The sequence below is a fragment of the Methyloligella sp. GL2 genome (genome assembly GCF_013341275.1).
Classification (GTDB): domain Bacteria; phylum Pseudomonadota; class Alphaproteobacteria; order Rhizobiales; family Methyloligellaceae; genus Methyloligella.
Genome location: NZ_CP054476.1, coordinates 1,267,351 through 1,292,131, shown reverse-complemented (window position 1 = coordinate 1,292,131; position 24,781 = coordinate 1,267,351). Strand labels below are relative to the sequence as shown.

General features: G+C 64.3%; 27 protein-coding genes. 17 read left to right on the top strand and 10 right to left on the bottom strand.

Features of this window, described 5'->3' with window-relative positions; genetic code table 11:
* Window positions 1-63 precede the first annotated feature (63 nt).
* Entirely contained in the window at window positions 64-768 is a 705-nt protein-coding gene (locus tag HT051_RS06050) for a class I SAM-dependent methyltransferase (protein ID WP_174541202.1), read from the bottom strand.
* Window positions 769-1,000: 232 nt separating this feature from the next.
* On the bottom strand, window positions 1,001-1,768 hold the full coding sequence (locus HT051_RS06045; protein ID WP_208454395.1) for a TorF family putative porin: 768 nt from the start codon (window positions 1,766-1,768) through the stop codon (window positions 1,001-1,003).
* Window positions 1,769-2,225: 457 nt separating this feature from the next.
* On the opposite strand from HT051_RS06045, the gene HT051_RS06040 reads away from it, so the two are divergent.
* The 5 genes from HT051_RS06040 (at window position 2,226) to HT051_RS06020 (ending at window position 6,362) form a co-directional block, all read left to right on the top strand.
* Window positions 2,226-2,966 (top strand): SDR family oxidoreductase, encoded by a 741-nt coding sequence (locus HT051_RS06040; RefSeq protein ID WP_246810194.1) that lies wholly within the window; start codon window positions 2,226-2,228, stop codon window positions 2,964-2,966.
* Window positions 2,967-3,053: 87 nt separating this feature from the next.
* Window positions 3,054-4,970, top strand: coding sequence for an excinuclease ABC subunit UvrC (gene uvrC, locus HT051_RS06035; protein WP_174541199.1), 1,917 nt, complete (start codon window positions 3,054-3,056; stop codon window positions 4,968-4,970).
* A gap of 74 nt (window positions 4,971-5,044) precedes the next feature.
* Window positions 5,045-5,611 carry a CDP-diacylglycerol--glycerol-3-phosphate 3-phosphatidyltransferase gene (gene pgsA / locus HT051_RS06030; RefSeq protein ID WP_246810234.1) on the top strand — a complete coding sequence of 189 codons (567 nt, stop codon included), beginning with the start codon at window positions 5,045-5,047 and terminating at the stop codon, window positions 5,609-5,611.
* 2 nt (window positions 5,612-5,613) lie between these two features.
* On the top strand, window positions 5,614-5,865 hold the full coding sequence (gene moaD, locus HT051_RS06025; RefSeq protein ID WP_174541198.1) for a molybdopterin converting factor subunit 1: 252 nt from the start codon (window positions 5,614-5,616) through the stop codon (window positions 5,863-5,865).
* Between the two features lie 2 nt (window positions 5,866-5,867).
* The gene (locus HT051_RS06020) at window positions 5,868-6,362 is read left to right on the top strand and encodes a molybdenum cofactor biosynthesis protein MoaE (RefSeq protein ID WP_174541197.1); all 495 of its coding nucleotides are present in this window, start codon (window positions 5,868-5,870) and stop codon (window positions 6,360-6,362) included.
* Here HT051_RS06020 and bluB read toward each other — a convergent pair.
* Both bluB and HT051_RS06010 read right to left on the bottom strand, forming a co-directional pair.
* Window positions 6,348-7,010, bottom strand: a complete 663-nt coding sequence (gene bluB, locus HT051_RS06015) for a 5,6-dimethylbenzimidazole synthase (RefSeq protein WP_174541196.1) — start codon at window positions 7,008-7,010, stop codon at window positions 6,348-6,350. The two genes, HT051_RS06020 and bluB, sit on opposite strands and share 15 nt — an antisense overlap.
* A 100-nt stretch (window positions 7,011-7,110) precedes the next feature.
* Entirely contained in the window at window positions 7,111-8,007 is an 897-nt protein-coding gene (locus HT051_RS06010) for a branched-chain amino acid aminotransferase (protein WP_174541195.1), read from the bottom strand.
* Window positions 8,008-8,214: 207 nt separating this feature from the next.
* On the opposite strand from HT051_RS06010, the gene HT051_RS06005 reads away from it, so the two are divergent.
* Genes HT051_RS06005 through HT051_RS05995 form a run of 3 tightly spaced genes read left to right on the top strand, consistent with a single transcriptional unit; the run spans window position 8,215 to window position 10,948 of the window.
* Window positions 8,215-8,814 carry a MarR family winged helix-turn-helix transcriptional regulator gene (locus HT051_RS06005; RefSeq protein ID WP_174541194.1) on the top strand — a complete coding sequence of 200 codons (600 nt, stop codon included), beginning with the start codon at window positions 8,215-8,217 and terminating at the stop codon, window positions 8,812-8,814.
* Between the two features lie 17 nt (window positions 8,815-8,831).
* Window positions 8,832-9,545, top strand: a complete 714-nt coding sequence (locus tag HT051_RS06000; protein ID WP_174541193.1) for a response regulator transcription factor — start codon at window positions 8,832-8,834, stop codon at window positions 9,543-9,545.
* Window positions 9,545-10,948, top strand: a complete 1,404-nt coding sequence (locus tag HT051_RS05995; protein ID WP_174542891.1) for an ATP-binding protein — start codon at window positions 9,545-9,547, stop codon at window positions 10,946-10,948. Before HT051_RS06000 ends, HT051_RS05995 begins: the two co-directional genes overlap by 1 nt.
* Here the strand turns inward: HT051_RS05995 and HT051_RS05990 are convergent.
* From HT051_RS05990 to HT051_RS05975, 4 genes are all read right to left on the bottom strand, one after another.
* Window positions 10,945-11,619 (bottom strand): hypothetical protein, encoded by a 675-nt coding sequence (locus tag HT051_RS05990; RefSeq protein WP_174541192.1) that lies wholly within the window; start codon window positions 11,617-11,619, stop codon window positions 10,945-10,947. The genes HT051_RS05995 and HT051_RS05990 overlap by 4 nt on opposite strands.
* Before the next feature lie 102 nt (window positions 11,620-11,721).
* The gene (gene proC, locus HT051_RS05985; RefSeq protein WP_174541191.1) at window positions 11,722-12,543 is read right to left on the bottom strand and encodes a pyrroline-5-carboxylate reductase; all 822 of its coding nucleotides are present in this window, start codon (window positions 12,541-12,543) and stop codon (window positions 11,722-11,724) included.
* Window positions 12,540-13,040, bottom strand: coding sequence for a YbjN domain-containing protein (locus tag HT051_RS05980; protein WP_174541190.1), 501 nt, complete (start codon window positions 13,038-13,040; stop codon window positions 12,540-12,542). Before HT051_RS05980 ends, proC begins: the two co-directional genes overlap by 4 nt.
* A gap of 254 nt (window positions 13,041-13,294) precedes the next feature.
* The gene (locus HT051_RS05975; RefSeq protein WP_174541189.1) at window positions 13,295-13,603 is read right to left on the bottom strand and encodes an accessory factor UbiK family protein; all 309 of its coding nucleotides are present in this window, start codon (window positions 13,601-13,603) and stop codon (window positions 13,295-13,297) included.
* 190 nt (window positions 13,604-13,793) lie between these two features.
* On the opposite strand from HT051_RS05975, the gene lgt reads away from it, so the two are divergent.
* The 6 genes from lgt to HT051_RS05945 all read left to right on the top strand — a co-directional run bounded on the left by lgt (window position 13,794) and on the right by HT051_RS05945 (window position 19,447).
* Window positions 13,794-14,651, top strand: coding sequence for a prolipoprotein diacylglyceryl transferase (lgt, locus tag HT051_RS05970; protein ID WP_174541188.1), 858 nt, complete (start codon window positions 13,794-13,796; stop codon window positions 14,649-14,651).
* Complete coding sequence (locus HT051_RS05965) at window positions 14,641-15,771, top strand: class I SAM-dependent methyltransferase (RefSeq protein ID WP_174541187.1); 1,131 nt, start codon at window positions 14,641-14,643, stop codon at window positions 15,769-15,771. Before lgt ends, HT051_RS05965 begins: the two co-directional genes overlap by 11 nt.
* 16 nt (window positions 15,772-15,787) lie before the next feature.
* Window positions 15,788-16,570 (top strand): peptidoglycan editing factor PgeF, encoded by a 783-nt coding sequence (gene pgeF, locus HT051_RS05960; protein ID WP_174541186.1) that lies wholly within the window; start codon window positions 15,788-15,790, stop codon window positions 16,568-16,570.
* 167 nt (window positions 16,571-16,737) lie between these two features.
* Window positions 16,738-17,799, top strand: coding sequence for a hypothetical protein (locus tag HT051_RS05955; RefSeq protein WP_174541185.1), 1,062 nt, complete (start codon window positions 16,738-16,740; stop codon window positions 17,797-17,799).
* A 118-nt stretch (window positions 17,800-17,917) separates the two neighbouring features.
* Window positions 17,918-18,850, top strand: a complete 933-nt coding sequence (locus HT051_RS05950; protein ID WP_174541184.1) for a ribose-phosphate pyrophosphokinase — start codon at window positions 17,918-17,920, stop codon at window positions 18,848-18,850.
* Between the two features lie 159 nt (window positions 18,851-19,009).
* Window positions 19,010-19,447 carry a heme-binding protein gene (locus tag HT051_RS05945; RefSeq protein WP_174541183.1) on the top strand — a complete coding sequence of 146 codons (438 nt, stop codon included), beginning with the start codon at window positions 19,010-19,012 and terminating at the stop codon, window positions 19,445-19,447.
* A gap of 15 nt (window positions 19,448-19,462) precedes the next feature.
* Here HT051_RS05945 and HT051_RS05940 read toward each other — a convergent pair whose 3' ends face one another.
* Complete coding sequence (locus HT051_RS05940) at window positions 19,463-20,542, bottom strand: sensor histidine kinase (RefSeq protein ID WP_174541182.1); 1,080 nt, start codon at window positions 20,540-20,542, stop codon at window positions 19,463-19,465.
* A 214-nt stretch (window positions 20,543-20,756) separates the two neighbouring features.
* Window positions 20,757-21,959 (bottom strand): alpha-hydroxy acid oxidase, encoded by a 1,203-nt coding sequence (locus HT051_RS05935; RefSeq protein ID WP_246810193.1) that lies wholly within the window; start codon window positions 21,957-21,959, stop codon window positions 20,757-20,759.
* 186 nt (window positions 21,960-22,145) lie between these two features.
* Between HT051_RS05935 and HT051_RS05930 the strand changes: the two genes are divergently transcribed.
* The 3 genes from HT051_RS05930 (at window position 22,146) to pth (ending at window position 24,751) form a co-directional block, all read left to right on the top strand.
* Entirely contained in the window at window positions 22,146-23,171 is a 1,026-nt protein-coding gene (locus HT051_RS05930) for a 2-dehydropantoate 2-reductase (RefSeq protein WP_174541181.1), read from the top strand.
* Window positions 23,172-23,359: 188 nt separating this feature from the next.
* Window positions 23,360-24,004, top strand: coding sequence for a 50S ribosomal protein L25/general stress protein Ctc (locus HT051_RS05925; protein WP_174541180.1), 645 nt, complete (start codon window positions 23,360-23,362; stop codon window positions 24,002-24,004).
* A gap of 51 nt (window positions 24,005-24,055) precedes the next feature.
* Window positions 24,056-24,751: an aminoacyl-tRNA hydrolase gene (pth, locus tag HT051_RS05920; RefSeq protein WP_174541179.1), complete on the top strand. Its 696-nt coding sequence runs from the start codon at window positions 24,056-24,058 to the stop codon at window positions 24,749-24,751.
* Window positions 24,752-24,781 lie beyond the last annotated feature (30 nt).

The window sequence follows — 24,781 nt, the reverse complement described above, 5'->3', positions numbered from 1 at the left end:
GAAGGCCATCCCGCGGCGGAACAATGCCGCGCGCTTGAGGCCTCCGAGAGAGGATTTGCGCGCTCAGGCGGCGTCCGGCGAGACCGGGCCGCTTGCCTGGAATAGCGCGACGCAGCCGCGCCGGCTCACCGAGACCTGGCCGAATCGCGCCCGCAAGCCTTCCGCCAGCGCTGCCATATCGTCTTGCAGATTATCGAACACGCCGCGCCGGTTATAGGCGCCCATCAGCGCCTTCGCCGCGGGATTGGGCGCGATGCCGCTGCCAAGAATGGTGGCACCGAACAGCACCGTCCCCGCATGCATGACGGGGCGGAGATTGTCGATCACCTGCAGCTTCTCCGGCATCGCACCGGGAAGGCAATGCAGCACATAGGTGAGCCCGATACTGTCATAAGGCGTATCGCTCGGAAGCGGCGCGAACAGGCTGGCCTCGACCAGCTCCGGCGAGTACCGCCTCAAGCGCTCCGCCGACAAGGCAAGGCAGCTCGGATTGATATCGAGCAGCGTCAGCCGCCGGAACGAACGCTCCCCCAACCGGTCGAGGAAGAAGCCGGTGCCGACCCCGGCCTCCAGATGATTGTCGCTGATGTGGTCCCGGTACTGACCGATCAGCGCATTCGTCGGACAGCCCCAGGCAAACCGGTTGGACAGCCCATGCACCACGAAATCGTAGAGCCGCAAAGTGCGCGGCGTATAGATCGCAGTCCCCTTCGCGACCGCCTCCGCATCCGGCTCGTAGCCGGTTCCCGATCCAGCCGTCTGGCTCATGGAACTGTAGATCCTTAAATAGATGGCGGCCGGCTGTCGCGCCGGCCGGTCTTAACGCCCCAATGTCGCCTGAGACGATGCGCTGAAATTGTGGGCCGAGTATGCCACGGCATCGACGCCAAATTCCGGACCACGGAAGGCCCCAAAGCGGCAAGCCCGGTATCCGACTCCCGGGCAAACGAAAAGGGCGCCCCGAAGGGCGCCCCTTAAGACGTTTGGCTCTGCAATCCGCTTAGAAGGAGGCGGACAGCGTGCCGACGACGCGCTCGTCGCAAAGGTCGATGTCGCCACCGCAACCCGCAGCCGAGAGATCGCTATCCCAGTAGCGCAGGTCGAGGGTGAACATGTCGTCCTTGTAGAAGCCGAGGCTCATACCGACGTTCCAGTAAGTGTAGCTGGAGGCATCGGTGTCGTAGTCGACCCAGCCGATAACGCCGCTAAGGGTCGGCGTGAAGATCGACACCTTGTCGAAGGTATAGCCAGCCGACAGCTCAGGCACCCAGTAGTCGCCATTCTCGAGTTCGAAGTAGTTCGCCCAACCGAGAGACAGCTTGTCGTCCATGAACGACTTGCTCATGGCGAACATACCTTCCCAGATCGTGTCGGTGTCGCCGCCCGGATAGGTGTAGGCCAAGATGCTGAAATCGAAGTCGATGCCGGCCCAGGTCGGGGCAACACCACCGTAGTAGTCGATCTCGACATCGTCCGTGCCGCCGAAGTCGACGTTGGACGCCCACGTACCCAGGTAGAAGATACCGTAGCTCGCATCGAAACCACCCGAAACGGCCGGATCCTGGAGCGTCTGGGAGATGCCGCGGAACACGTAGTCGGTGGTCAGCGCCACGTTAGCCGAAAGCTCGAGCTCGGTGCCCGGGCCACCGGTGAACTGCTGCATGCCCGTGGTGTATTCGTCTGCGTGTGCAGAAGCGGCGAAACCCAACACCCCTGCTGCAATGAAACTTGACTTGATAATCCCTGCATAGCTGCGCCGAGCCATCATCAGTCTCCTGTCTTCTTTCTTAGTCCCTGCGTTTTTCTGACCCATGCGCCCAACCGTCTTGGAAAGTCAGCGCACGTCATGTGTCCCTGGTACAATAACGGGAAGCACAACCCCGGCAACGCAAAACCATTGGTTTTTAGAAAGAACTCCGGCAGTGTGACTATATTGCCATGATTTGCCGGGGGATGATCACGGTTTGGGCTGAGACCCATTCTGCATAGGCTTTTGCCCGGATTTTTCTGCTCAGAGCCGCGCCAATTGCTCACAAATTGGGCGGAGATCGAAAGCTGTCCTGGCAGCAGCGGCTTAGCCGGCATTTTTCATCGTTCGTCTGCACCTGCCTGCAATGTCTTGCCGCCGCTACGGAGGCTGCCTAGATTCGCATCCAACGGCGAAAGCGGCGCTCTCGGCGCCGGGAAACGGCCCCCAAGGCCTGCAAAATCCGAAAGAGACCGGAGTGACAACCGAATCGAATCAGGCCGGCACGGTGCTGGTCACCGGCGCGGGCCGCCGTCTCGGCCGCGCCATCGCGCGCGACTTCGCCTCCCGCGGCTGGCGAGTCGCCGCGCATTACAACACCTCTGCGGCTGAGGCCGAGGCGCTGGTCGGCGAGATCCGGGATGCGGGCGGCGAGGCCATGGCCTTAGAGGCCGATCTGACCGACGCCGAAGCGCTGGCTCCGCTGGTGCAAGCCTGCAGCGCGGCGATCGGGCCGGTCACCTGTCTGGTCAACAATGCCGCCAGCTTCGAATGGGACAGCGTGGAGAGCGTGGATTTGGCCGGCTGGGACGCACAGTTGGATCTCAATTTGCGCGCGCCGGTGTTTCTCGCCCAGGCCTTCGCCGCCGCACTGCCCGCCGACCGGCAAGGCAGTGTCATAAATCTGTTAGATCAGAAAATCTGGCGTCTGAACCCCGATTGCTTCTCTTACACGGTGTCCAAGTCGGCGCTCTGGACCGCCACCCAGATCATGGCCCAGGCCTTGAGCCCCCGCATCCGGGTCAATGCAGTCGGCCCCGGTCCGGTGTTCCGCAGTCACCGCCAAACCCAAGCCGAATTCGAGGCCGAATGTCACCAGACGCTGCTCGGCCAGGGCGTGCGGCCTGAGGAGATTTGCGCCGCCATCCGCTTTCTGGTCGAAAACCCTTCTGTGACGGGACAGATGATCGCCGTCGATAGCGGACAGCACCTGGTCTGATCGAAAACGCCGCCGACCGAGGCCATATAACCGTTGCGCCGGTTCGCCCGTTATACTTGAGGGCCAACCTGCACAAGTTCGAAAACCATGCCGACGAACACGCCATCCGATACCATCAGCGCCCTCGCCGATGCCGCTGCGCGCAAACCCCGCGACGAGACCGGCATGGAGATCATCGCGCGCTATGCCAAGATGGCGCCCTCCGGCCCCGGCGTCTATCGCATGTTCGGCGCCGGCGGCGAGGTGCTCTATGTCGGCAAGGCGCGCCATCTGAAGAAGCGCGTGCAGAGCTATACCCGCGGCACCGGCCACACCAACCGCATCCTGCGCATGATCGCCAACACCGCGACCATGGAGTTCACCTCCACGGCCACGGAAACCGAAGCGCTGCTGCTCGAAGCCAATCTGATCAAGCGGCTGAAGCCCCGTTACAATGTCGTCATGCGGGACGACAAGTCGTTCCCCTTCATCCTCATCGCCCGCGATCACGACTTCCCGCAGATCCTGAAGCATCGCGGCGGCCGCAGCCGCAAGGGCGATTATTTCGGCCCCTTCGCCTCGGCCGGCGCCGTCACCCGCACTATCAACACGCTGCAGCGCGCCTTTCTCTTGCGCTCCTGCTCGGACTCTTATTTCGAGGCCCGCACCCGCCCCTGCCTGCTCTATCAGATCAAGCGCTGCAGCGCCCCGTGCACCGGCGAGATCTCCAAACAGGACTATGCCGCCCTGGTGAAGGAGGCGGACCGCTTCCTCACCGGCAAGAGCGACGAGGTCAAGCGCCGCCTGCGCGTGCTGATGGAAGAGGCGAGCGAGGCCCAGGAATATGAGCGCGCGGCAAGCTTCCGCGACCGGCTCACCGCCCTCTCCCATATCCAGTCGCATCAGGGCGTGAACCCGCACACGGTGAAGGATGCCGATGTCTTCGCCGCCCATCAGGAGGCGGGGCAGACCTGCATCCAGGTCTTCTTCTTCCGCAACGGCAATAGCTGGGGCAACCGCGCCTACTACCCCCGCGCCGACAAGACGGCGGGCGAAGGCGAGGTGCTGGAAAGCTTCATCGCCCAGTTTTACGACAACAAGCCGCCGCCCAAGCAGATCCTGCTCTCCCACGACATCCCCGAGCGGGCGCTGCTGGCCGAGGCCCTGTCCCTCAAGGCCGGGCGCAAGGTGGAGGTCTCCGTTCCCCAGCGCGGCGAGAAGCGCGAGATCCTCGCCCAGGCCGAGCTCAATGCCCGCGAGGCCCTGGCCCGCCGCCTGGCCGAGACCGCCTCGCAAGCTGCCGTGTTCGCCAAGCTGGCCGAGATGCTGGAGCTGGAAGAGCCGCCGAACCGCGTCGAGATCTACGACAACAGCCACATTTCCGGCACCAATGCCGTCGGCGGCATGGTGGTGGCGGGGCCGGAAGGCTTCATCAAAAGCCAATATCGCAAGTTCAACATGGACTCCGAGGAGCTAACCCCCGGTGACGACTACGCCATGATGCGCGAGATGCTGAAACGCCGCTTCGCCCGGCTGATCAAGCAGCGCCAGGACCAGCTGTCCGGCTGGTCGGCGCCGGATCTGGTGCTGATCGACGGCGGGCCGGGCCAGCTCGCGGTTGCCCATGAGGTGCTGGACGAGCTGGGATTGAGCGAAATTCAGCTCGCTTCGGTCTCCAAAGGACCCGACCGACATGCCGGCCGCGAGCGTATCTACCGCCGCGGCAAAGAGCCCATACTTCTGGAACCGCGCGATCCTGTGCTTTACTGCATACAGACGTTGCGCGATGAGGCCCACCGTTTTGCCATCGGCGCCCATCGCACCCGCCGCAAGAAGGCCATCGGCGCCTCGCCGCTCGACGAGGTGCCCGGCATCGGACCGGCCCGAAAGCGCGCGCTGCTGCAGCATTTCGGCTCGGCCAAGGCGGTCAGCCGGGCAGGTCTTCCGGATCTTCTGGCGGTCGGCGGCATCAGCGCATCCATGGCGCAAGCCATTTACGACCATTTTCACGAGCGGAGCAGTTAGAGGTGGACCAGAAAGTGAGCGAGGCCGAACCAAACCAAGGGCCTCAGGACGCAGCGAAGAAGGCACGTGCCCGTTTGGCCAGCCTGCCCAATCTGCTCACCTATGGCCGCATCGTGGCGGTCCCTGCCCTGGTGGCCTGCTTCTTCCTACCCGGCGATATCGGCAATTGGCTGGCGATGTGGATCTTCATCGCCGCCGGCGTCACCGATTTTCTCGACGGCTATCTGGCCCGCGCCTGGGAGCAGCAAAGCGCGCTCGGCCGCATGCTCGACCCCATTGCCGACAAGCTGATCGTCGCCGCCAGCCTGATGATGCTCGCCGCCGACCAGACCATCGCCGGCTGGTCGCTCTGGGCCGGCATCATCATCCTCTCCCGCGAGATCCTGGTCTCGGGCCTACGCGAATTTCTCGGCTCGCTGGCCGTCAGCGTGCCGGTCAGCACTTTGGCCAAGTGGAAGACCACGGTGCAGATGGTCGCCATCGGCTTCCTGCTGGCGGGCCCTGCCGGCGATAAGATCTTCGCCTACACCACGCTGACCGGGCTGATCCTGCTCTGGATCGCCGCCATCCTCACCCTCTATACCGGCTACGACTACTTGCGCGCCGGTCTCCGCCACGCCATGTCCGGGAAAGCGGACTAGTCATGCGACTTTTGTATTTTGCCTGGGTTCGGGAGAAGGCGGGCCTCTCTTCGGAAGAGGTCGAGCTCCCGGCGGACGTCACCACCGTCGCCGAGCTGATGGCGTGGCAGAAGACGCGTGGGCAAGAGTTCGCCAGCGCTTTCGAGCGCGCCGAGGTGATCCGCGCCGCCGTCGACCAGGCCCACGCCAAGCCGGAGACCGAGATCGCCGGCGCCAGCGAGATCGCCTTCTTCCCGCCGGTCACCGGAGGCTGAGCATGATCCGCGTGCAGAGCGAAGATTTCGACATCGGCGCCGAGATCGAGGCGCTCCGCAAAGGCCGCAGCGATATCGGCGCTATCGTCAGCTTCACCGGCACGGTGCGTGAGGGCGATGGGCCGGATGCGCTCGAAAGCATGACTCTGGAGCATTATCCGGGCATGACCGAGAAAGAGCTGGCGCGCATCGAGGCGGAGGCCCATGAGCGCTGGCCGCTGCAAGCGAGCCTGATCGTTCACCGCTACGGCACCCTAAAGCCCGGCGACAATATCGTCCTGGTGGTGACGGCCTCAAGCCATCGCCATGCCGCCTTCGAGGCCGCCTCGTTCTTGATGGATTATCTGAAATCCTCCGCGCCGTTCTGGAAGCAGGAGAAGGGCAAGCAAGGCCCGCGCTGGGTCGCGTCGCGCGACAGCGACGATGCCGCCAAAGCGCGCTGGGACAAGCCGACTGCCCAGCCGAAAGCAAAACCCAAGATCTCAGCGGTAGAATAGAAGCTTGGAGGCGCTGCGCCGCCGTTCCCAGCCCTCGCGCTCCAGCTCCGGCGTATTGTCCTCCGCTTGCGGGTAGCCGATGCACAGATAGCCGATGAAGTGCCAGCCCGCTGGCACCTCAAGAATTTCGCAAACCCGCGCCGGATCGAGGATCGACACCCAGCCGAGCCCGAGACCTTCGGCCCGTGCCGCCAGCCACATGGTATGGATCGCAAGCACCACGGAGTAGTCGATGGTTTCCGGCATGGTGCGCCGGCCGAGCCCATCGCCCTGGCGGGTCTCAGGATCGGCGAACACCGCCAAATGCCCCGGCGCCTCGTTCAGGCCGGCGAGCTTCAGCCGCGCATAGAGGTCCGCCTTCTCCGGCCTTTGCGCGGCAAGCGCCTCTTTGTTGCAGTCGGAATAACAGGTCCGGATCGCCGCCCGCCGCGCCGCATCCTTCACCACCACGAAACGCGAAGGCTGGCTCAGGCCCACCGAGGGAGCCAGCGCCGCCAGATCGATCAGCCGTTCCAGCGTGCCCTCGGGAAGCGCATCGCGGCGAAAGCGCCGCACATCGCGCCGCCAAACGAAAAGCTGGCGCAGCCGCTCCCGGAACGGCGCACCGAATGCGCAAGGCGCCACGCTGCCGGCTTCGTCTCGCTGCATATCGCACCCCGTCACTGGGCTTGGCTCTCAACCGATCCCATGCGGGAAGGTAGAGCCAGGCCCAGGCAGAGACAACTCTAGAGGGAAAGGACCGCGGAGCTTAACTCGCCGCGGCGACCTGCTTCACCGGATGCACTTCGGCGGTGTAATCGTCCATCAGCATCTTGGTGATGGCACCGGGGGTGAAGTGATAATCGCCGATCTGCGCGACGGCCGTCACTTCCGCCGCCGTGCCGGTGATGAAGCACTCGGTGAAATCGGCCAGCTCTTCCGGCTTGATATGGCGCTCGATCACCTCGATCCCGCGCCGCTTGGCCAGATCGATCACCGTCCGCCGCGTGATGCCGTCGAGGAAACCGTCCGGATCGGGTGTGTGGATCACCCCATCCTTGACGAAGAAGACATTGGCGCCGGTCGCCTCGGCGACATAGCCGCGCCAATCCAGCATCAGCGCATCGGCATAGCCTTCGCGCTCGGCGCGGTGCTTCTCGATGGTGCAGATCATATAAAGACCGGCCGCCTTGCTCTTGCACGGCGCTGTCGCCGGATCCGGCCGCCGGTAATGGGCAAAGCGGAGCTTGAGGCCTTTCAGCCGCAACGCCGGATCGAAATAAGAGCCCCATTCCCAGGCCGCAATGCCCAGATGGATGGAGTTGTTCTGGGCCGAGACGCCCATCTGCTCCGAGCCGCGCCAGGCGATCGGCCGGATATAGCCGTTCACCAGACCGTTGGCCTTGACCACCTCGCGGCAGGCCGCATCGATCTCGTCGGCAGTATAGGGAATTTCGAAATCCAGAATGCGTGCCGATTCCAGCAGCCGCTCGCTATGCTCGTGCAGCTTGAAGATCTCGCCGTCGTAAAGACGCTCGCCCTCGAACACCGCGCTTCCGTAATGCAGAGCGTGGGTCAAGAGATGAAGCTGCGCATCGCGCCACGGCTTAAGGCTGCCGTCGAACCAGATGTAACCATCCCGCTGGTCAAAGGGGATCGCCGCCATAACTCATCCTCCCGAAAGCCGGCCGTTGATTGTCTCAAGCCAGATGCTTCCACACCCTAGCGCGTTTTGCAGCCAGGCGCTTTCCGAAGCCAAATCCTTCTAAGCAGAGTGGCAAGCCGGCCCTCACGCCAGGGGCGCCAAAGGGCAATCACCGTCCATTGCATGAACAGGCCTTGAGGAGTATCAATGGCGCGAAAATAAGTCAACATGGCTGACATAACTGACCAGGTGACAAAGAGCCCCACACGCCGCCCCGAAACCACCGGGGAGACGGAGACGCTTTCGCGCGCCTCGGAGGAGAAGCTGCTGCAGTTCTCCGAGCTGCTCTTCTTGGCCTATCGCGATTTCACCGGCGATCCCGATGCGATCCTGCAGGAGCTCGGCTTCGGCCGCGCCCATCACCGGGTGCTGCATTTCGTCAGCCGCCAGCCTGGCTTACGCGTCGCCGATCTCTTGGAGATCCTGAAGATCACCAAGCAGAGCCTCGGCCGGGTGCTGCGCCAGCTCATCGATACCGGCTATGTCCGCCAGGAGCCGGGCAGCACCGACCGCCGCGAGCGGCTGCTCTATCTCACCGAGACCGGCCAAAACCTCGCCAAACAGCTCGCCGCGCCGCAGCTGGTACGTCTGGCCGAGGCGCTTGAGGCGGCAGGTCCCGATGCGGAAGCCGTCGTGAAACGCTTTCTCGTTGCCATGACCAATGCCGAACAACCGCCCCAAAGAGGCGGGACACTTGCCGAAAAGCCCGCTTCCTTATCCGGCGAAACCTCGCTAGAGCTTGCGGGCGACAAGGGCGAAATCGACTAACCGACGGGTCGTAGATCATGCCGAGTCCGGCCACATCGCAGGTTGCGCCATCCCCCGACGATAATGCGGCCCATATCCTCGTTATCGACGACGACAGCCGCATCCGGGATCTCCTCGCGCGCTATCTGGTGGAGAATGGCTATCGCGTCTCCACCGCGGTGGATGCGGAGACCGCCCGCGCCACCATGCGCGGTCTCTCCTTCGACCTTCTGATCCTCGATGTGATGATGCCGAAGGAGAGCGGGCTGGATTTCGCCCGGGACTTGCGCACCAGCTCGCGTGTGCCGATCCTGATGCTCACCGCCCGCGCCGAGACCGACCAGCGCATCGAGGGGCTGGAAGCCGGCGTCGACGATTACCTCACCAAGCCGTTCGAGCCGCGCGAGCTCCTGCTCCGCGTCGGCAATATCCTCCGCCGCGGCGAGCAGGCGAGCTCCTCCGGTGCATTGCAGCTCGGCGAGCTCACCTTCCATATCAATCGCGGCGAGCTCCGCCGCGGCGAGGAGACCGTGCGCCTCACCGAGCGCGAGCGCGAGCTGCTTCGCTATTTCGCCCAGCGCCCGGGCATGCCCGTCTCCCGCCACGAGCTTGCCAAGGATGCCGGCGGCGGCGGCGAACGCGCCGTGGATGTTCAGATCAACCGCCTGCGACGCAAGCTGGAGACCGATCCAGCCAACCCGGTCTATCTCCAGACGGTCCGTGGCAAGGGCTACATCCTCTACCCTGAATGATGGCCCTTCTCCCCGAGCAGACCGTCTCGAAACGCGGACGCATCGTTCTGCTCGCAAGGCTGCGCGCATTTTTGCGCAATCAGATGCCGAAGGGGCTCTATGCCCGCGCCCTGATCATCATCATCACTCCGATGGTGCTGCTGCAATCGGTGCTGACCTTCGTCTTTCTGGAGCGCCATTGGGAGCTGGTGACCAAGCGCCTCTCCACCGCCACGGTGCAGAGCATCAGCGCGCTGGTCGACGTCTACGATTCCTATCCCCAGGACGCCAATTACGACACCTTGACCCGCATCGCCGACGAAGCGCTCGGCATGCGCGTCCAGATCGTCCCCGATAGCGATCTGCCCGCCGCCCGCTCCAAGCCGTTCTTCGACCTGCTCGACCGCACCCTGTCCGATGAAATGAGGCGTCGCATCGGCCTGCCCTTCTGGATCGACACGGTCGGCCAGTCGAACTTCGTCGATATCCGCATCAAGCTCGAGGACGGCGCGGTGATGCATGTGCTCGCAAGGCGCAGCCAGACCTATGCCTCAAACTCGCAGATCTTCCTGTTCTGGATGCTCGGCACCTCGCTGGTGCTTCTGACCGTGGCGATCCTCTTCCTGCGCAATCAGATCAAGCCGGTGGTGCGCCTGTCGGAAGCCGCCGAAAGCTTCGGCAAGGGACGGCCGGTGCCGCCCGATTTCCGCCCCCGCGGCGCCCGCGAAGTGCGCCAGGCCGCCGTCGCCTTCCTGGAGATGCGCGACCGTATCGAGCGCCATGTCGAGCAGCGCACCACCATGCTCGCCGGCGTCAGCCACGACTTGCGCACCATCCTCACCCGCTTCCGCCTGGAGCTGGCGCTCTTGAAGGAATCGCCCGAGGTCAACGCCATGCGCGAGGATGTCGATGAGATGCAGGCGATGCTGGAAGACTATCTCGCCTTCGCCAAAGGCGATTCCGGCGAGGAAACCAGCACCACCAATGTCGGCGATCTCCTTGCCGAGGTCCGTCAAAATGCCCTCGCCGCGCCGCAAAACGCCGGCAAGACCGTAAACCTCAAACTGCCGTCCAAGAAGCTGACCGTGCCGCTGAAGCGCAATGCCTTCAAACGTGCCGTCGGCAATCTGGTCAACAACGCGGCCCGCTATGCGGAAACCATCCAGATCACCGCCCGCAAGCGCGACGGCTCGCTCTATATCCTGGTCGAGGATGATGGGCCGGGCATTCCGGAAGAAGAGCGCGAGCAGGTGTTCCGCCCCTTCTACCGGGTGGACGATGCCCGCAATCAGGATAGCGGCTCCACCGGCACGGGGCTGGGCCTCGCCATCGCCCGCGATATCGCCCGCCTCCATGGCGGCGACATCAAGCTCGACGATTCCAAGCTCGGCGGGCTCAAGGTCGAGATCCGGGTGCCGGTCTAGGCGCCTTCCGGCTCGGGCGCAGGCGCATCCGGCGCCGGCGTCTCGCCTTTGGCTTTCCGCTTCGGCACGAAACAACAGGCGAGGCTCTTCAGCCGGCAGCAGGCGTCTTCCGCCTTGTGCAGCAGCCGCTCGCCCTTATCCAGCCGCCGGTCGATGAACGCCATGGTGCGCTCGAAGCCTGGGGAATCGTCCTCCAGCCAATAGCGAAAGCTCTGCCCCTGCACCCCGGCGAGACCGGCAACCTTCATCGCGCCTTGCGGGCCGGAGACCGGGATCTTCGCCGCCGCCAGCATCCAATATTGCGAGGCGAGCGCGGTGGGGAGCAGTTGCCCGGCCTCGCTGGGCCGGCAGGAAATGTCTTTCACGATGCGCTTCAGCGCGCCGCGATACGGCGCCATCACCTCGAAGCGGATCATCATCGCATCCAGCAGCCGGTCCTTCGGGCTCACATCCTCGCCGCTCGTGGCGCGGTCGAGCACCGCCCGGTCCACCTCTTTCTGGAACCCGGTCAGCAGATCGGCCTTGCGGTCGAACTCGGCCCGGAGATCGGACAAGCTCAGCCCCGCCTTGGCGGCGATCTCGGCAAGAGCGATGTCGTGCCAGGGCTTGGTCTCCGCCAGCTCAAACGCGGCGCGGATCGCGCGGGACCGGTTCGTGAAGTCGTTCAGCATGGCAACCTCCCTTGGCTTCTAACATAGGGAGTATCCAAGTCTGGTGTAAGACGGCGGCGGAAACACGGCGGATCAACGCCGCGCGCGAAACAGAAGAGAGGTTTAGGAGGAAAGTTCGCCGGAACGCGCCGCGGCCTTAGCCAGGGCCCGTTTCAACAGCCCCGGCATGGCGTCCTTCTCCATCAGCACCTCGAGCGCTGCCGCCGTCACCCCTTGCGGCGAGGTGACGTTCTGGCGGAGCTGGCCGGCCTCTTCCTTCGACCCGGCCATCAGCGCGCCTGCGCCCGACACCGTCTCGCGGGCGAGCGCTGCGGCAAGCTCGCGGTCGAGCCCGAGCTCGACGCCCGCCTCCGCCATGCATTCGGTGAGCAAAAAAACGTAAGCGGGGCCGGAACCGGAAACCGCCGTCACCGCATCCATCAGATCTTCGTTCTCGATCCAATGCACGCTGCCCGCCGCCTGCAGCAGCGCCTCACACGCTGTCCGCATGGCGGGCGTGACATGGGCGTTGGCGCAAACTGCCGTCACCCCCTGCCCGATCGCCGCCGGCGTGTTGGGCATCGCCCGCACCGCCGCCGCGCCTTTCGGCAGATGCTCCTCCAGGAAGCCAAGCGTCTTTCCCGCCGCGATCGACAGCACCACCGTGTCCGGGCCCACCAAGCTCTCGATCTCCGGCATCACCGCGCCCAAGATCTGCGGCTTCACCGCCAGCACAACAATCGCCGGCTCCAGACCCGGCTCCGGCTTATCGCCCGCCTCGATCCCATGCGCCTGGAACAGCGCCGCCATCTCCGGCGAAGGCGCCGGATCCAGCACATGGACCGATTTGGGATCTAAGCCGCCGTCCAGCCAGCCGCGCAACATGGCGCCGCCCATCTTGCCGGCGCCGACCAGCAGCAGCGGACCGGCGAGATCGATGCTCACGCGCAGCCTTGCGCTTCGAGCATGGTGACCGCCAGCGCATCTTCCGGCGACTTCCCTGCCCAGAGCACGAACTGGAACGCCTGGTAGTAGCGCTCGCATGCCCGAAGCGCGGCATCCAGCAGCGCCTCGCATTGGGCAGGCTGTGTCTCTGCCCCGGTCAGCAGCAGCCCGTGGCGATACAGCATCATCCCGTCATCTTTCCAGAAGTCGAAATGCCCGATCCAGAGCTGCTCGTTGATCATCGCCATCAGGCGATAGGTGTCACCCAAACGTTGCTTTGAGGCGCGAAAATCGAATGCACATGCAAGATGCAGCGCTTCGACATCCTCCCGCCAGCTCAACGAGACATGATAGTCGCACCATGTCCCAGCGACGGACAAAGTCAGCTCGTCCGTCGCGCTTCTCTCGAATGGCCAATCGTGGGTGATGGCGATCTGCTCCATCAAATCCACCGGATTGGCGATTCCCGCTATGTCGTTTTGTAAAAGAAATCCCATGCGTGGTCCTCTGTGGCCTAAGCAGAGTTGCGCGCACTCAAATACCCCCGCCGCGAATCAGCTTACGAATCAGTTATATAATGGAGCTTGTGGGTGCTCCAACTGCACTGCACGCCGTAATGCCGTAAAAGGTGTGGACGGCTGAATTTCCTGTGGAAATTGTGCAGAAATAGCTGTGGACGGTTGGGGATAACCGATTCGGTAGTGTATCCGGCGGGCCCCGGAAACCATCTCCGGGGCCGAAGCGTGGGAAGCTAGTAGCTCCGCTTCACCACCCGGCGCTTAACGGGGCGCGGCGTTTCCGGCTCGTTCGCATTGCTCAGCACCGCTTCCAGCACCTCGATCCGAGCTCTCAGCCGCGCATTCTCGTCCCGCGCCTTCTGGGCCATCGCCTTGACCGCATCGAACTCTTCCCGCTGCACCAGATCCAGCTGCGAGAGCATCTTCTCGGTCTGGCTGCGCATCACCGTCTCGACCTCGCGGCGCATGCCTTGCGCGGCACCCGCAGCCCCGGTCATCAGCTTGCCCAATTCGTCGAAGAAACGGCCACTTGTCTGCGTCATCGTATAACCTTCGTTTCGGCGCGCTAGGCACCAGCCAATATTTCGTCTGAGAAAGACTATGGAACTGCGGAACCAGACGTTCAAGGCGGCGTAAAACACCGCCCGCGCCAATGGTCTTCTTGACAGTTAACGCCGCGAGGTCAAGGGTCCGGCCAAAGCTTCGCCAACCTTTTGCGGATGCATATCCTCGATGCCCCTTCTCGCCATTCCCTACCCCGTTATCGATCCGATCGCGTTCAATCTCGGCCCCGTCGAGGTGCATTGGTACGGGCTGGCTTATATGGCGGGCATCCTGCTCGGCTGGCTCTACGCCCGCCGCCTGGTCTCGCGCCCCGATCTTTGGAACGGCAAGCCCACCATCACCGTCGGCCAGGTCGACGATTTCCTGCTCTGGATCACCCTCGGCATCGTGGTGGGCGGCCGCATCGGCTATGTCTTGTTCTATGAGCCGAGCTACTTCCTGGCCAATCCCATGGAGATCCCCGCCGTCTGGGGCGGCGGCATGTCGTTCCATGGCGGGCTGGTCGGCGTCATCATCGCCGTCGCCGTCTTCTCCTATCTGAAGGGCATCAACCCGCTCTCCCTCGGCGACCTCGCCGCCACCTCGACGCCGTTCGGCCTGCTGTTCGGCCGGCTCGCCAATTTCATCAATGGCGAGGTCTATGGCCGGGTCACCGACGTGCCCTGGGCCATGGTGTTTCCCACCGACCCGGACCAGCTGCCGCGCCATCCGAGCCAGCTCTACGAAGGCCTGCTGGAAGGCGTGGTGCTGTTCATCATCCTGCGCATCGCCACCCACAAGTTCCACGCGCTGACCAAGCCCGGCACCACCTTCGGCCTGTTTCTCGTCTTCTATGCGATCTTCCGCAGCTCGCTGGAATTCGTGCGCGAGCCCGATGTCGGCCACCCCTTACATATCGGCTTCGTCACCCCGGGCATGCTCTATTCCATCCCCATGATCCTGCTCGGCGCCTGGCTGATCTGGCGCGCCCAGCGCAAAGCCGCCGCCCTTCCCGCCGAGCCCAAAGAAACCCCGGATGCCGCCTGAACAGGCAGAAGACGACCTCGCCGCAAGGCTGAAGGCCCGCATCGCGCGCGAAGGTCCGCTCACCGTCGAGGCCTATATGGAGGCCTGCCTGGCCGATGCGGCGGCAGGCTACTACACCTCAGGTCAGCCCATCGGCGAGGACGGCGATTTCATCACCGCGCCGGAAATCAGCCAAATCTTCGGCGAGCTGATCGGTGTCTGGGCCATCGCAATCTGGCAATCCTTCGGCGCCCCGAAACAGATCACCGTCGCCGAGATCGGCCCCGGCCGCGGCGCTCTGATGGCCGATTGCTTGCGCATCTGGCGGCAGTTTCCGCCATTTCGCGAAGCCGTCTCGGTGGTTCTGGTCGAAACCAGCCCGACCTTGCGGCAGATGCAGAGCGCCCTCGTCTCCGATTACGCCAATGAGGAGCCGGCAATTCCGCTCGCCTGGGCGGAAAGCGTCGACGCCCTCCCCGGCGGCCCGCTGATCCTCATCGGCAACGAATTCCTCGATGCTTTGCCTATCCGCCAATTCGTGCGGCGGGGCGAGGCCTGGCGCGAGCGCATGGTCGGCCTGGACGGGGACCGCTTCGCCTTCGCCGAGGCGCAAGACGATGCCGAAGCGGACGAAGCTCTCCGCCGCTTTGCGCAGCTTGCCAGCAAGGGCACCGTCGCCGAGACCCGCCCGGCCATCGCCCCGCTGATCGAAACCCTTGCCGCCCGCGCCGCCGCCGCGCCGCTCGCCGCCCTGTTCGTCGATTACGGCGCCGATACGCCCGCCTTGAACGACACGCTGCAAGCTGTCCGCCGCCACGCCTATGCCGATCCCTTGGCAGAGCCGGGCAAGGCCGACCTCACCGCCCATGTCGATTTCGACGCCTTAAAGCGGCAAGCCGCACAGAAAGGCTTGTCTGCCTATGGTCCGATGCCGCAAGGTGAGCTTCTCCTGAAGCTCGGCCTGGCTGCCCGCCAGGAGCAGCTGATGCAGAGCGCGACACCGGACCAAAGAGCAATGCTTGCCTCAGGCGCCAACCGCCTCATCGATCCCCAGCAGATGGGGATCCTGTTCAAGGCGCTCGCCCTTCTCAGTCCCGGCCTGCCCGCGCCCCCTCCCTTCCCAGAAGAAAGATCGCCGTGATCTAGGAATACCGGACATGACACCCGATCAGGCCAAGCTTTGTGCCTCCGAGCTGAATCAGCAGCCGGCGGTCCGCCACGGATTTTTCACCCGCCAGGGCGGGATCTCCGCAGGGATCTATGAATCGCTGAATTGCGGTTCCGGCTCCAAGGACGAGGCCGCAAGCGTCAAACAGAACCGCGCCCTCGTCGCCGAGGCTCTGGGCGTCGCGCCGGAACGCCTGATCACCCCCTATCAGATCCACAGCGCCACCGCGGTGATCGTCGAAGAGCCTTGGAAGGACGGCAAGGCGCCCGAGGCCGACGCCATCGTCACCGCAACGCCCGGCCTCGCCGTCGGCATCCTCACCGCAGACTGCACGCCGGTGCTGTTCTGCGAGCCCGACGCTAGAATCGCCGCCGCCGCCCATGCCGGCTGGCGCGGGGCGCTCACCGGCATCGTCGAGGCAACCGTCGGCAAGATGGCCGAGCTCGGCGCCAATCCGGAAAAGATCATTGCCGCCATCGGCCCGTGCATCTCCCGCACCATCTATGAGGTGGGCGCCGACTACCGGGACAATTTCCTGAAAGAGGATCCGGAGGCCGAGGAGTTCTTTGTCACCGACGAGAGCACCGGCGAGCCGCATTTCGATCTTGCCTCATATGTGGTGGAGCGTCTGGACCGGGCCGGCGTCGAGACCATCGCCGATATGAGCCATTGCACCTATTGCGACGAGGCCCGGTTTTTCAGCTACCGTCGGTCGCAGCATTGGGGCGAAAACGACTACGGACGCCAAATCTCCGCCATCGTTTTAACCTGAGCGGCGTTCACCATGTCGGACGAATCGGGGGGAACAAGCTGGCGCTTGATCTGGACGCACCCCACCCCTGACGGTTAATCTATTGTTAGTAAAGAGGGTTAAGGCGCCCGCGCCGCTTTGCGCAGCAAGGCCGGGCCGCCAAAGCGGCCAAGAAGGAGTATTTGGTGTTGGACGCGGTATCCGTTCCCGTGGCCCGGGCAGCGATTCTGAGTGCCCGTTTCGTGCTGGCAGCGCTTGTCGCGCTCGTCCTGGCGGGCTGCACGGGCGGAAGCAGCATCCCCACCAGCAGCATCTTCGGCGGCGCCGGGGGCATTTTCGGCCCTAAGACCATGTCTCTGCAGCCGATCGTCGGCGCACCCAGCAAGGTTTCCGACGAGCTGACCCGCCTCCTGGTGGAGAGCGGCAAGGCGCAAGGCCTCACCCTGGTCCCCAACGGACAAGGCGCGCCGCTCTCGGTGCGCGGCTATCTCGTCGCCACGCCGCAATCGCGCGGCGCCTCCATCTCCTATATCTGGGACGTCACCGACACGAGCGGTAAGCGCGTCAAGCGGGTCAGCGGCGAGCAACAGGTCTCGCGCCCGCGTTCCGACCCCTGGAGCGGCGTTAGCAGCAACGATCTGCGCATCATCGCCGATAAGACCGCCGCGGGCCTCGCCGGCAAGAAAGTGCCGGAGACCTCGGCCCCGGCCGCCACCACCTCCTCCACCAGTAGCGGCGCAGCAAGCAGCGCCAGCAACGGCAGCGGTGCCGGCGCGGCCGCGGGAACCGGCGCTGCGGCAGGCGGCGTCGCCGGCTTCTTCAATCGCGCCTTCGGCGGCGGCGACAGCAACGGCTCCCCCGAAACCACCGGCAGCACGACCCAGACCGCCGCCGTCTCGGCCCCGCCCATGACCCTCGTCGCACCGGTCACCGGCGCACCGGGGGACGGCAACCGCGCGCTGCCGGCCGCGCTGAAGAAGCGTCTCGCCGCCAAAGGCGTGAAGCTCACCAGTTCGCGCGGAACCAATGTCTACACGGTCCAGGGCCAGGTCGGGGTCAAGGATGCGGGCAGCGGCAAGGAGACCGTGCGCCTCGACTGGAAGGTCATCGATCCGAACGGGCGGCGCCTCGGCACCGTCTCGCAGGAGAACACCATCCCCAAAGGCTCGCTCTCCGGTCCCTGGGGTGCCATCGCCGATGCGGCGGCAGGCGCGGCCACCGACGGCATCGTCAAACTTCTCCCCAAATAAATCGGCTTAGCTACGGCTGATTCACCAAAGGGTCACAAAGCCCAGTTTACAGCCCGCGCGGCCCCCTGCTACAAGCGCGCCATTCGGGCTCAAATTCCGGCCGTGGGAGCGGTTACAAATGAAACTGGTTGCGGGCAATAGCAACCGCCCTCTCGCTGAGGCGATTTCCACCTACCTCAATACGCCGCTCACCAAATGTATCGTGCGACGCTTCGCCGATATGGAGATCTTCGTCGAGGTGCAGGAAAACGTCCGCGGTGAGGACGTGTTCGTCATTCAGTCGACCTCGGCGCCGGCCAACGACCATCTGATGGAGCTGCTCATCATCATCGATGCGCTCCGCCGCGCCTCGGCCCGCCGTATCACCGCCGTGGTTCCCTATTTCGGCTATGCCCGCCAGGACCGCAAACCCGGCCCGCGCACCCCGATCTCGGCCAAGCTGGTGGCCAATATGATCACCCGCGCCGGTGCCGACCGGGTGCTGACCCTCGATCTCCATGCCGGCCAGATCCAGGGCTATTTCGATATTCCGACCGACAACCTCTTCGCCGCGCCGGTGATGGTGCAGGACATTCGCGAGGTGTTCGACGTCAACAACATCATGGTGGTCTCGCCCGATGTCGGCGGCGTGGTCCGCGCCCGCGGCCTCGCCAAGCGCATCGATGCGCCGCTTGCCATCGTCGATAAGCGCCGCGAGAACCCCGGCGAGTCCGAGGTGATGAACGTCATCGGCGACGTGCGTGGCCGCAACTGTGTCCTGGTCGACGATATCGTCGATTCCGGCGGCACCCTGGTGAATGCCGCCGACGCGCTGCTCGAAAAAGGCGCCAATTCGGTGATCGCCTATATCACCCACGGCGTGCTCTCCGGCGGCGCCGTCTCGCGGGTCCTGGGCTCGCAGCTGAAAGAGCTGGTGCTGACCGACTCCATCCGCCCCACCGAGGCGGTGGAGAATGCCCATAACATCCGCATTCTCCCCATCGCCCCGCTGCTCGGCGAGGCCATCGCCCGCACCGCGGACGAGAAATCCGTCTCCAGCCTGTTCTACTAGGCGGGAGCCTCCCTCTCCACTCATCCAAACGTTCCGCGGCATCTTCGCCGCCGACGGACCCAAAGCTCCTTCGTCCGCGTTCATGCCAGGCGCGGTGGTTATCTCCGCGTGTCTTCATTTTTCAATGAAGTTTCAATCATCAAGGAGGAGGAGCATTCTATGCATGTCACCCTCGAACATGCTGAAAAAGCCATCGAAGCGGCCCAGAAAAAAGCCAAGCAGCTCGGTATCCAGAGCTGCATCGCCGTGGTCGATTCCGGCGGCAATCTGAAGGCCTTCGCTCGCATGGACGATGCCTGGGTCGGCAGCATCGATATCTCGATCAAGAAGGCGAAGACCTCCTGCTTCTTCGGCATGGCGACCGGCGAACTCGGCAAGCTCTCCCAGCCCGGCAAGCCGCTCTACCAGATCGAGGTCTCCAATAACGGGCTGATCACCTTTCCCGGGGGCATTCCCATCGTCGACGAGGAAGGCGTGCTGGTCGGCGCCGTCGGCTCCAGTGGCAGCACGGTGGAGAACGACCACGAGGTCAGCCTCGCCGCGGTGAAAGCCTTGGGTATGAGCGAGGAGCTGCCCGAGCATCCCTGGCGCACCTGACCGGGGCGCACCCCCTCAAGCCGCGGGCTGCTCGGCTTCCGCTTCGTGCTCGAAAAAGGAGACGACGGCCCGCGTGCCTTGCGCTTTCGGCTCGTATTGCAGATCGGCTTCCAGCTTCTGGATCATCGCGCCGACAATCTTCTGGCCGAGCCCGGAGGAGCGTTGCATCTCCTCGCGCGTCATCCCGACACCGTCATCCTCCACGGCCAGCCGCACCCGCCCAGCCCCGTCGCGGCGAAGACCGATACGGATCGGCCCCGAGCCGCCGGGATAGGCGTATTTCCAGGCATTGATCACCAGCTCGTTGACGATCACGCCCAGCGCCACCGCCCGGTCCGGATCCAGCGACACCGCATCGGCCGCGAGCTGAAGCTGCTCCAGCCCCATATCGTCGGAGGAGCGGCGCAGGTCGTCGATCAGCGCATCGAGATACTGATCGAGCGCCACGGCCTCCACAGTGTCGGAGGTATAGAGCCGCTTATGCACCTCGGCCACGGCCAGAACCCGCGACATGGCGTTGGACAGCGCCTTGCGCGTCTCCTCGCTCCCCGACGCATTGGCCTGGATCTGCAGCATCGAGGCGATCAGCTGCAAGCTGTTGGAGACCCGGTGATTGACCTCCCGCAGCAGCAAGGCCCGCTCCGCGGCAAGCGCCTCGAACCGGTCGCGCGCCGCGCGCAGATCGTCGTCGCCCGGACCGGTGCAATCCTTTGCCTGCTCGGCCAGCGCATTTTCCACCGCCGCCTTGATCAGCACGATGAAATGCCCCTCGCCGTCCTTCACCACATAGTCGGTCGCGCCGGCCTTCAGCACCGCCACGGCAAGCCGGCTCTCCGCTGCCGCGGTGACGAAGATCACCGGCAGCGCCTTATCCGTCTGGCGGATGCGCTCCAGCACCTGCAATCCGTCCATGCCGCGATCGAGATGATCGAGCGCCACGGCATCGAAATCCCGGCTCGCAAGCGTCAGCAGAGCTGCATCGCCATCGGCTTCGGCATGAACCTCGCAGCCCTGGCGCGCCAGCTCGCGCTGCACGAGCGCGCGCACCGCGTCGTCGCCGTCGATATAGAGAATGCGTCTAAGCGTCTGACTCATCTCGTTCCGCCGCCACGCCGCGAGATACGAATAAGACAACCGGCGATCCGCCCACTCGCGGTTTCACCGTTTCAAGCGGACCGGCGCGACGGCGCGGCCGCTTCGGCAGGAGTTCCGTCACCAGCGGCAAAGTGCGGAATTCCGCCCCAACTCTTCCCCGCGAACCGGCCCTAGGGCCGATGAGCCTTCGAGCGGATCATTGTGTTGAATCTTCTCAAGAATGTCGAGAGACCAGCCCGGCGGGAAGTGCGTTAACATCGCTCACGCCGCTCAGCGCCATGCCGACATCGAGCTCGTCCGCAAGCAGCTGCAAGGCGGTGCGCACACCGCGCTCGCCATCCGCCGCCAGGCCGTAAAGATAGGCGCGGCCGATAAAACAGCCTTTCGCCCCGAGCCCCAGCACTTTCAGCACGTCGAGCCCGGTGCGGATACCGCCGTCGAAATAAAGCTCCGCCCGGTCGCCCACCGCCTCGGCCACGGCCGGAAACGCCCGCGCCGTGGAGGAGGCGCTATCCAGCTGCCGGCCGCCGTGATTGGAGACCAGAATCGCATCGGCACCGAGAGACAGCGCGGTTTTGGCGTCCTCCGGATCGAGCACGCCCTTGATCATCAGCTTGCCTGGCCAGTTGGCACGCACCCATTCGAGATCGGCCGCATCGAACGCGCCCTTGTAATGCCGCGACACCCAATCGGAGACATCGGCAAGCTCCGTGCTGCCGCCGGCATAAGGCGCCAGAGTGCCCATGGTGCGCCGCTTCGCCGTCAGCCAGCGCCACAGCCAGAGCGGGCGCTTCGTCATGTGATAGGCGAGCTTCGGCCGCACCTTCAGCGGCACCGTCAAACCGTTATCGAGATCGCGGTTCCGCCGCCCTTGAAGATGCGCGTCCATGGTCAGAACCAGCGTCTCGCAGCCCGCCTCCCGCGCCCGGCGCAGCAGCGAGGCGTTCACCCCGCGATCGTCGAACAGATAGAGCTGGAACAGGAACGGCGCGCGGCTGGCGGAGGCGACATCCTCGATCGAGCAGATCGAAAACGAGCTGAGGCAGAACGGCACCCCGAAGCTTTCCGCCGCGCGGGCCGCCAGCACCTCCCCCATCGGATGCACCAGCCCGGCGAAGCCGGCCGGGCCGAGCGCCACCGGCATGGTCGCGGCCTGGCCCAGCATGGTCGTCCGCTGGCGGCGCACCGAAGCGTCCACCATGACCCGCTGACGCAAGCGCAGCGTCGCAAGATCGTCGATATTGGCCCTTAACGTGATCTCGTCGTAGGAGCCGCCCTCGACGAAATCGAAGATGCCTTGCGGCAGACGCGCTTTCGCTTGGCGCCGCAGCAGACCGCCATGACCGGCATCGGAGAGATCCAGCGCTTCGGCCGCTTGCCTCTCCTCGTCGGAGAGCGGCGTTGCCTGCGTGGTCACCTCATTTTCAGGGGAAAGGTAGTTCACTTGACTGTTCACCCATCGACATTGGCAGCGGAGTAGATTTCACCGCCGCCGGTTATCTAGGACAAGCCGCAAGTCCTGCTTCCGATAATCCTGCTCTAGCCTCGAGCCCCCAAGACACTCCTAAGAGACAAGACAAAACACGCCCAAGAGACCTGCCTCATGGCCATTTCTAACTCCCGCATCGTCATTGCCGGCGCCGGCAGCGTCGGTTGCTATTTCGGCGGCAGGCTAGCTCTCGCCGGCCGCAATGTGCGCTTTTTACTGCGTCCGGCTTTAAGCCAAGCCCTTGCCGAGCACGGCATGCATCTCGCCGATCTCGACGACGCCGAGACTCAGGTGGACAGCGCAGCTCTCGACCTCACCGACGATCCCGCTGAAGCCCTCGGCACAGCAAACATCATTCTGGTGACGGTGAAAAGCGGTGCCACTGCGGCAATGGGCGACCTCATCGCCCGCCACGCGCCGCAAGACGCCATTGTCGTCAGCCTGCAAAACGGCGTCGACAACGTGGCTGTGCTGCGCGAAAGGCTGGGGCCGGACCGCACCGTGATCCCCGGCATGGTGCCATTCAACATCGTTCACCAGCTAACGTCCGGTAAAACGCCATCGTTCCGTCGCGCCACAAGCGGAACGATCGTGATTGCAGCGGGTTACGAGGATCTGCGTTCACATCTCGACGTTCCCGGCGCGCCCGTCAGCGCCCATGACAATATGATGGGCGTGCAATGGTCCAAGCTGCTGATCAATCTCAATAACGGGCTGAATGCCCTCTCCGGCATTCCTTTGAAGACCGAGTTCGAAGACCGGGGCTGGCGCCGGCTCCTCGCTCAGCAGATGGAAGAGGGCCTCGCGGTCATGAAAGCTGCGTCGATTCGACCGGCGCGTTTCGAGGGCGTGCACCCCCGCATCTTGGCCAAGGTGCTTCCCCTGCCCGACCGGCTTTTCATGCTCCTGGCGCGCAGCATCCCCTCCATCGATCCGCGCGCCCGCTCCTCCATGTGGGACGATCTGGAGGAAAGGCGCCCCACGGAAATCGACCATATTCAGGGGAAGATCGTCGATCTTGCCAAGCAATACGGCGTCCCGGCGCCGCTGAATGCCAAGATATTGGGCCTGATTCACAAGGCCGAAGCGGCCGATCGGGGCTCGCCAAAACTCTCCCCGGTCGATATCAACTTCCGCTAAGCCTTGCGATCAGCCTTGAGAAACACAGGAAACCGACGTCCCAAGCGCCGATTTCAGGCCATTCCCTCATTGTCATAGCCGCATGCGGAGGGTATAAGCGCCAACGAATTTGCCCGCGGCCCGACACCGGCGCCGCGCATAACTGGTTTGGGGCGCCTTTTGCCCCGTTGCCGCATTTGGAGGTTTCAATGGCTGAGGCCCACGAACTCAAAGCCTGGGCGCGCGACAATACGGGCACAGGTGGCGCGCGCGCCGTGCGCCGGGAAGGCCGCGTGCCGGCTATTCTTTACGGCGAGAAGGAAACGCCGGAACCGATCTCTGTCGAGTACAAGGAGATCTGGAAGCAATACAACACCGGTCACTTCCGCAGCACCGTCTACATGCTCGATATCGAGGGCAAGAAGACCCGCGTCATTCCCCGCGATATCCAGCTCGATCCGGTCAAGGATTTGCCGCTGCATGTGGATTTCCTGCGCATCGCCGAGCATGCGACCATCACCCTTGAGGTGCCGGTGCACTTCCTCAACGACGAAGCAGCCCCCGGCCTGAAGCGCGGCGGCGTGCTCAACGTGGTGCGCCACGAGGTCGAGGTCTCCTGCCCGGTCGACGCCATCCCGGAGAGCTTCGAGGTGGATCTGACCGGTCTGGAAATCGGCGATTCCATCCACATCTCCGCCATCAAGATGCCAGCAGGCGTCGAGCCCACCATCACCGACCGCGACTTCACCGTCGCCACCATCACCGGCCGCGTGGCCGAGGCTGCGGCTGAGGAAGGCGAGGAAGGTGGAGCGGAAGAAGGCGCCGAAGAGGCCAAAGAGTCGGGCGAGGAGTAATCCTCCTCCCCAAACTCCTCTTTCGGCGCAGTTGCGCATTTCGGGTGTCCTATGAAGCTGCTTGTCGGCCTTGGTAATCCGGGGGCGAAATACGCCTTCAACCGGCACAATATCGGCTTCATGGCGGTGGACTTCATCGCCGCATCCTACGAGTTCGGCCCCTGGCGCAAGCGCTTCCAGGGGCTTTGCGCCGAAGGCCGTCTCGGCAACGAGAAATGCCTGCTGCTCAAGCCCCAGACCTTCATGAACGAGTCCGGGCGCTCGGTCGGCGAGGCGGTGCGCTTCTTCAAGCTCGACCTCGACGACGTCATCGTCTTTCACGACGAGCTCGACCTCGCCCAGGACAAGGTGCGGGTGAAGACCGGCGGCGGGGTTGCCGGCCATAACGGGCTGAAATCCATCACCGCCCATATCGGCAACGACTATGTGCGGGTACGCATCGGCATCGGCCATCCCGGCTCCAAGGAGCGGGTGCACGGCCATGTCATGGGCGACTTCCCGAAAGCCGATCAGACTTGGCTGGAAGATAGCCTGACGGCAATCTCCGACGCGGCGCCCTATCTCGCCGAGGGCGCCTACGACAAGTTCCAGACGGCGGTCGCCCATTGGAAGCCGGACGCCCCCTCTGCGTCAGCGCAGCCGGCAGCCGAGCCGAAATCCGCACCGGCGCCGGCGCCATCGCAATCCAACGAGCCGAAAGGCGACAGCGCCCTCAGCTCCGCTCTGAAACGCTGGCTGAAAAGCTAGCGGCTCTTCTCACGCCGGGCATCTCGCCCG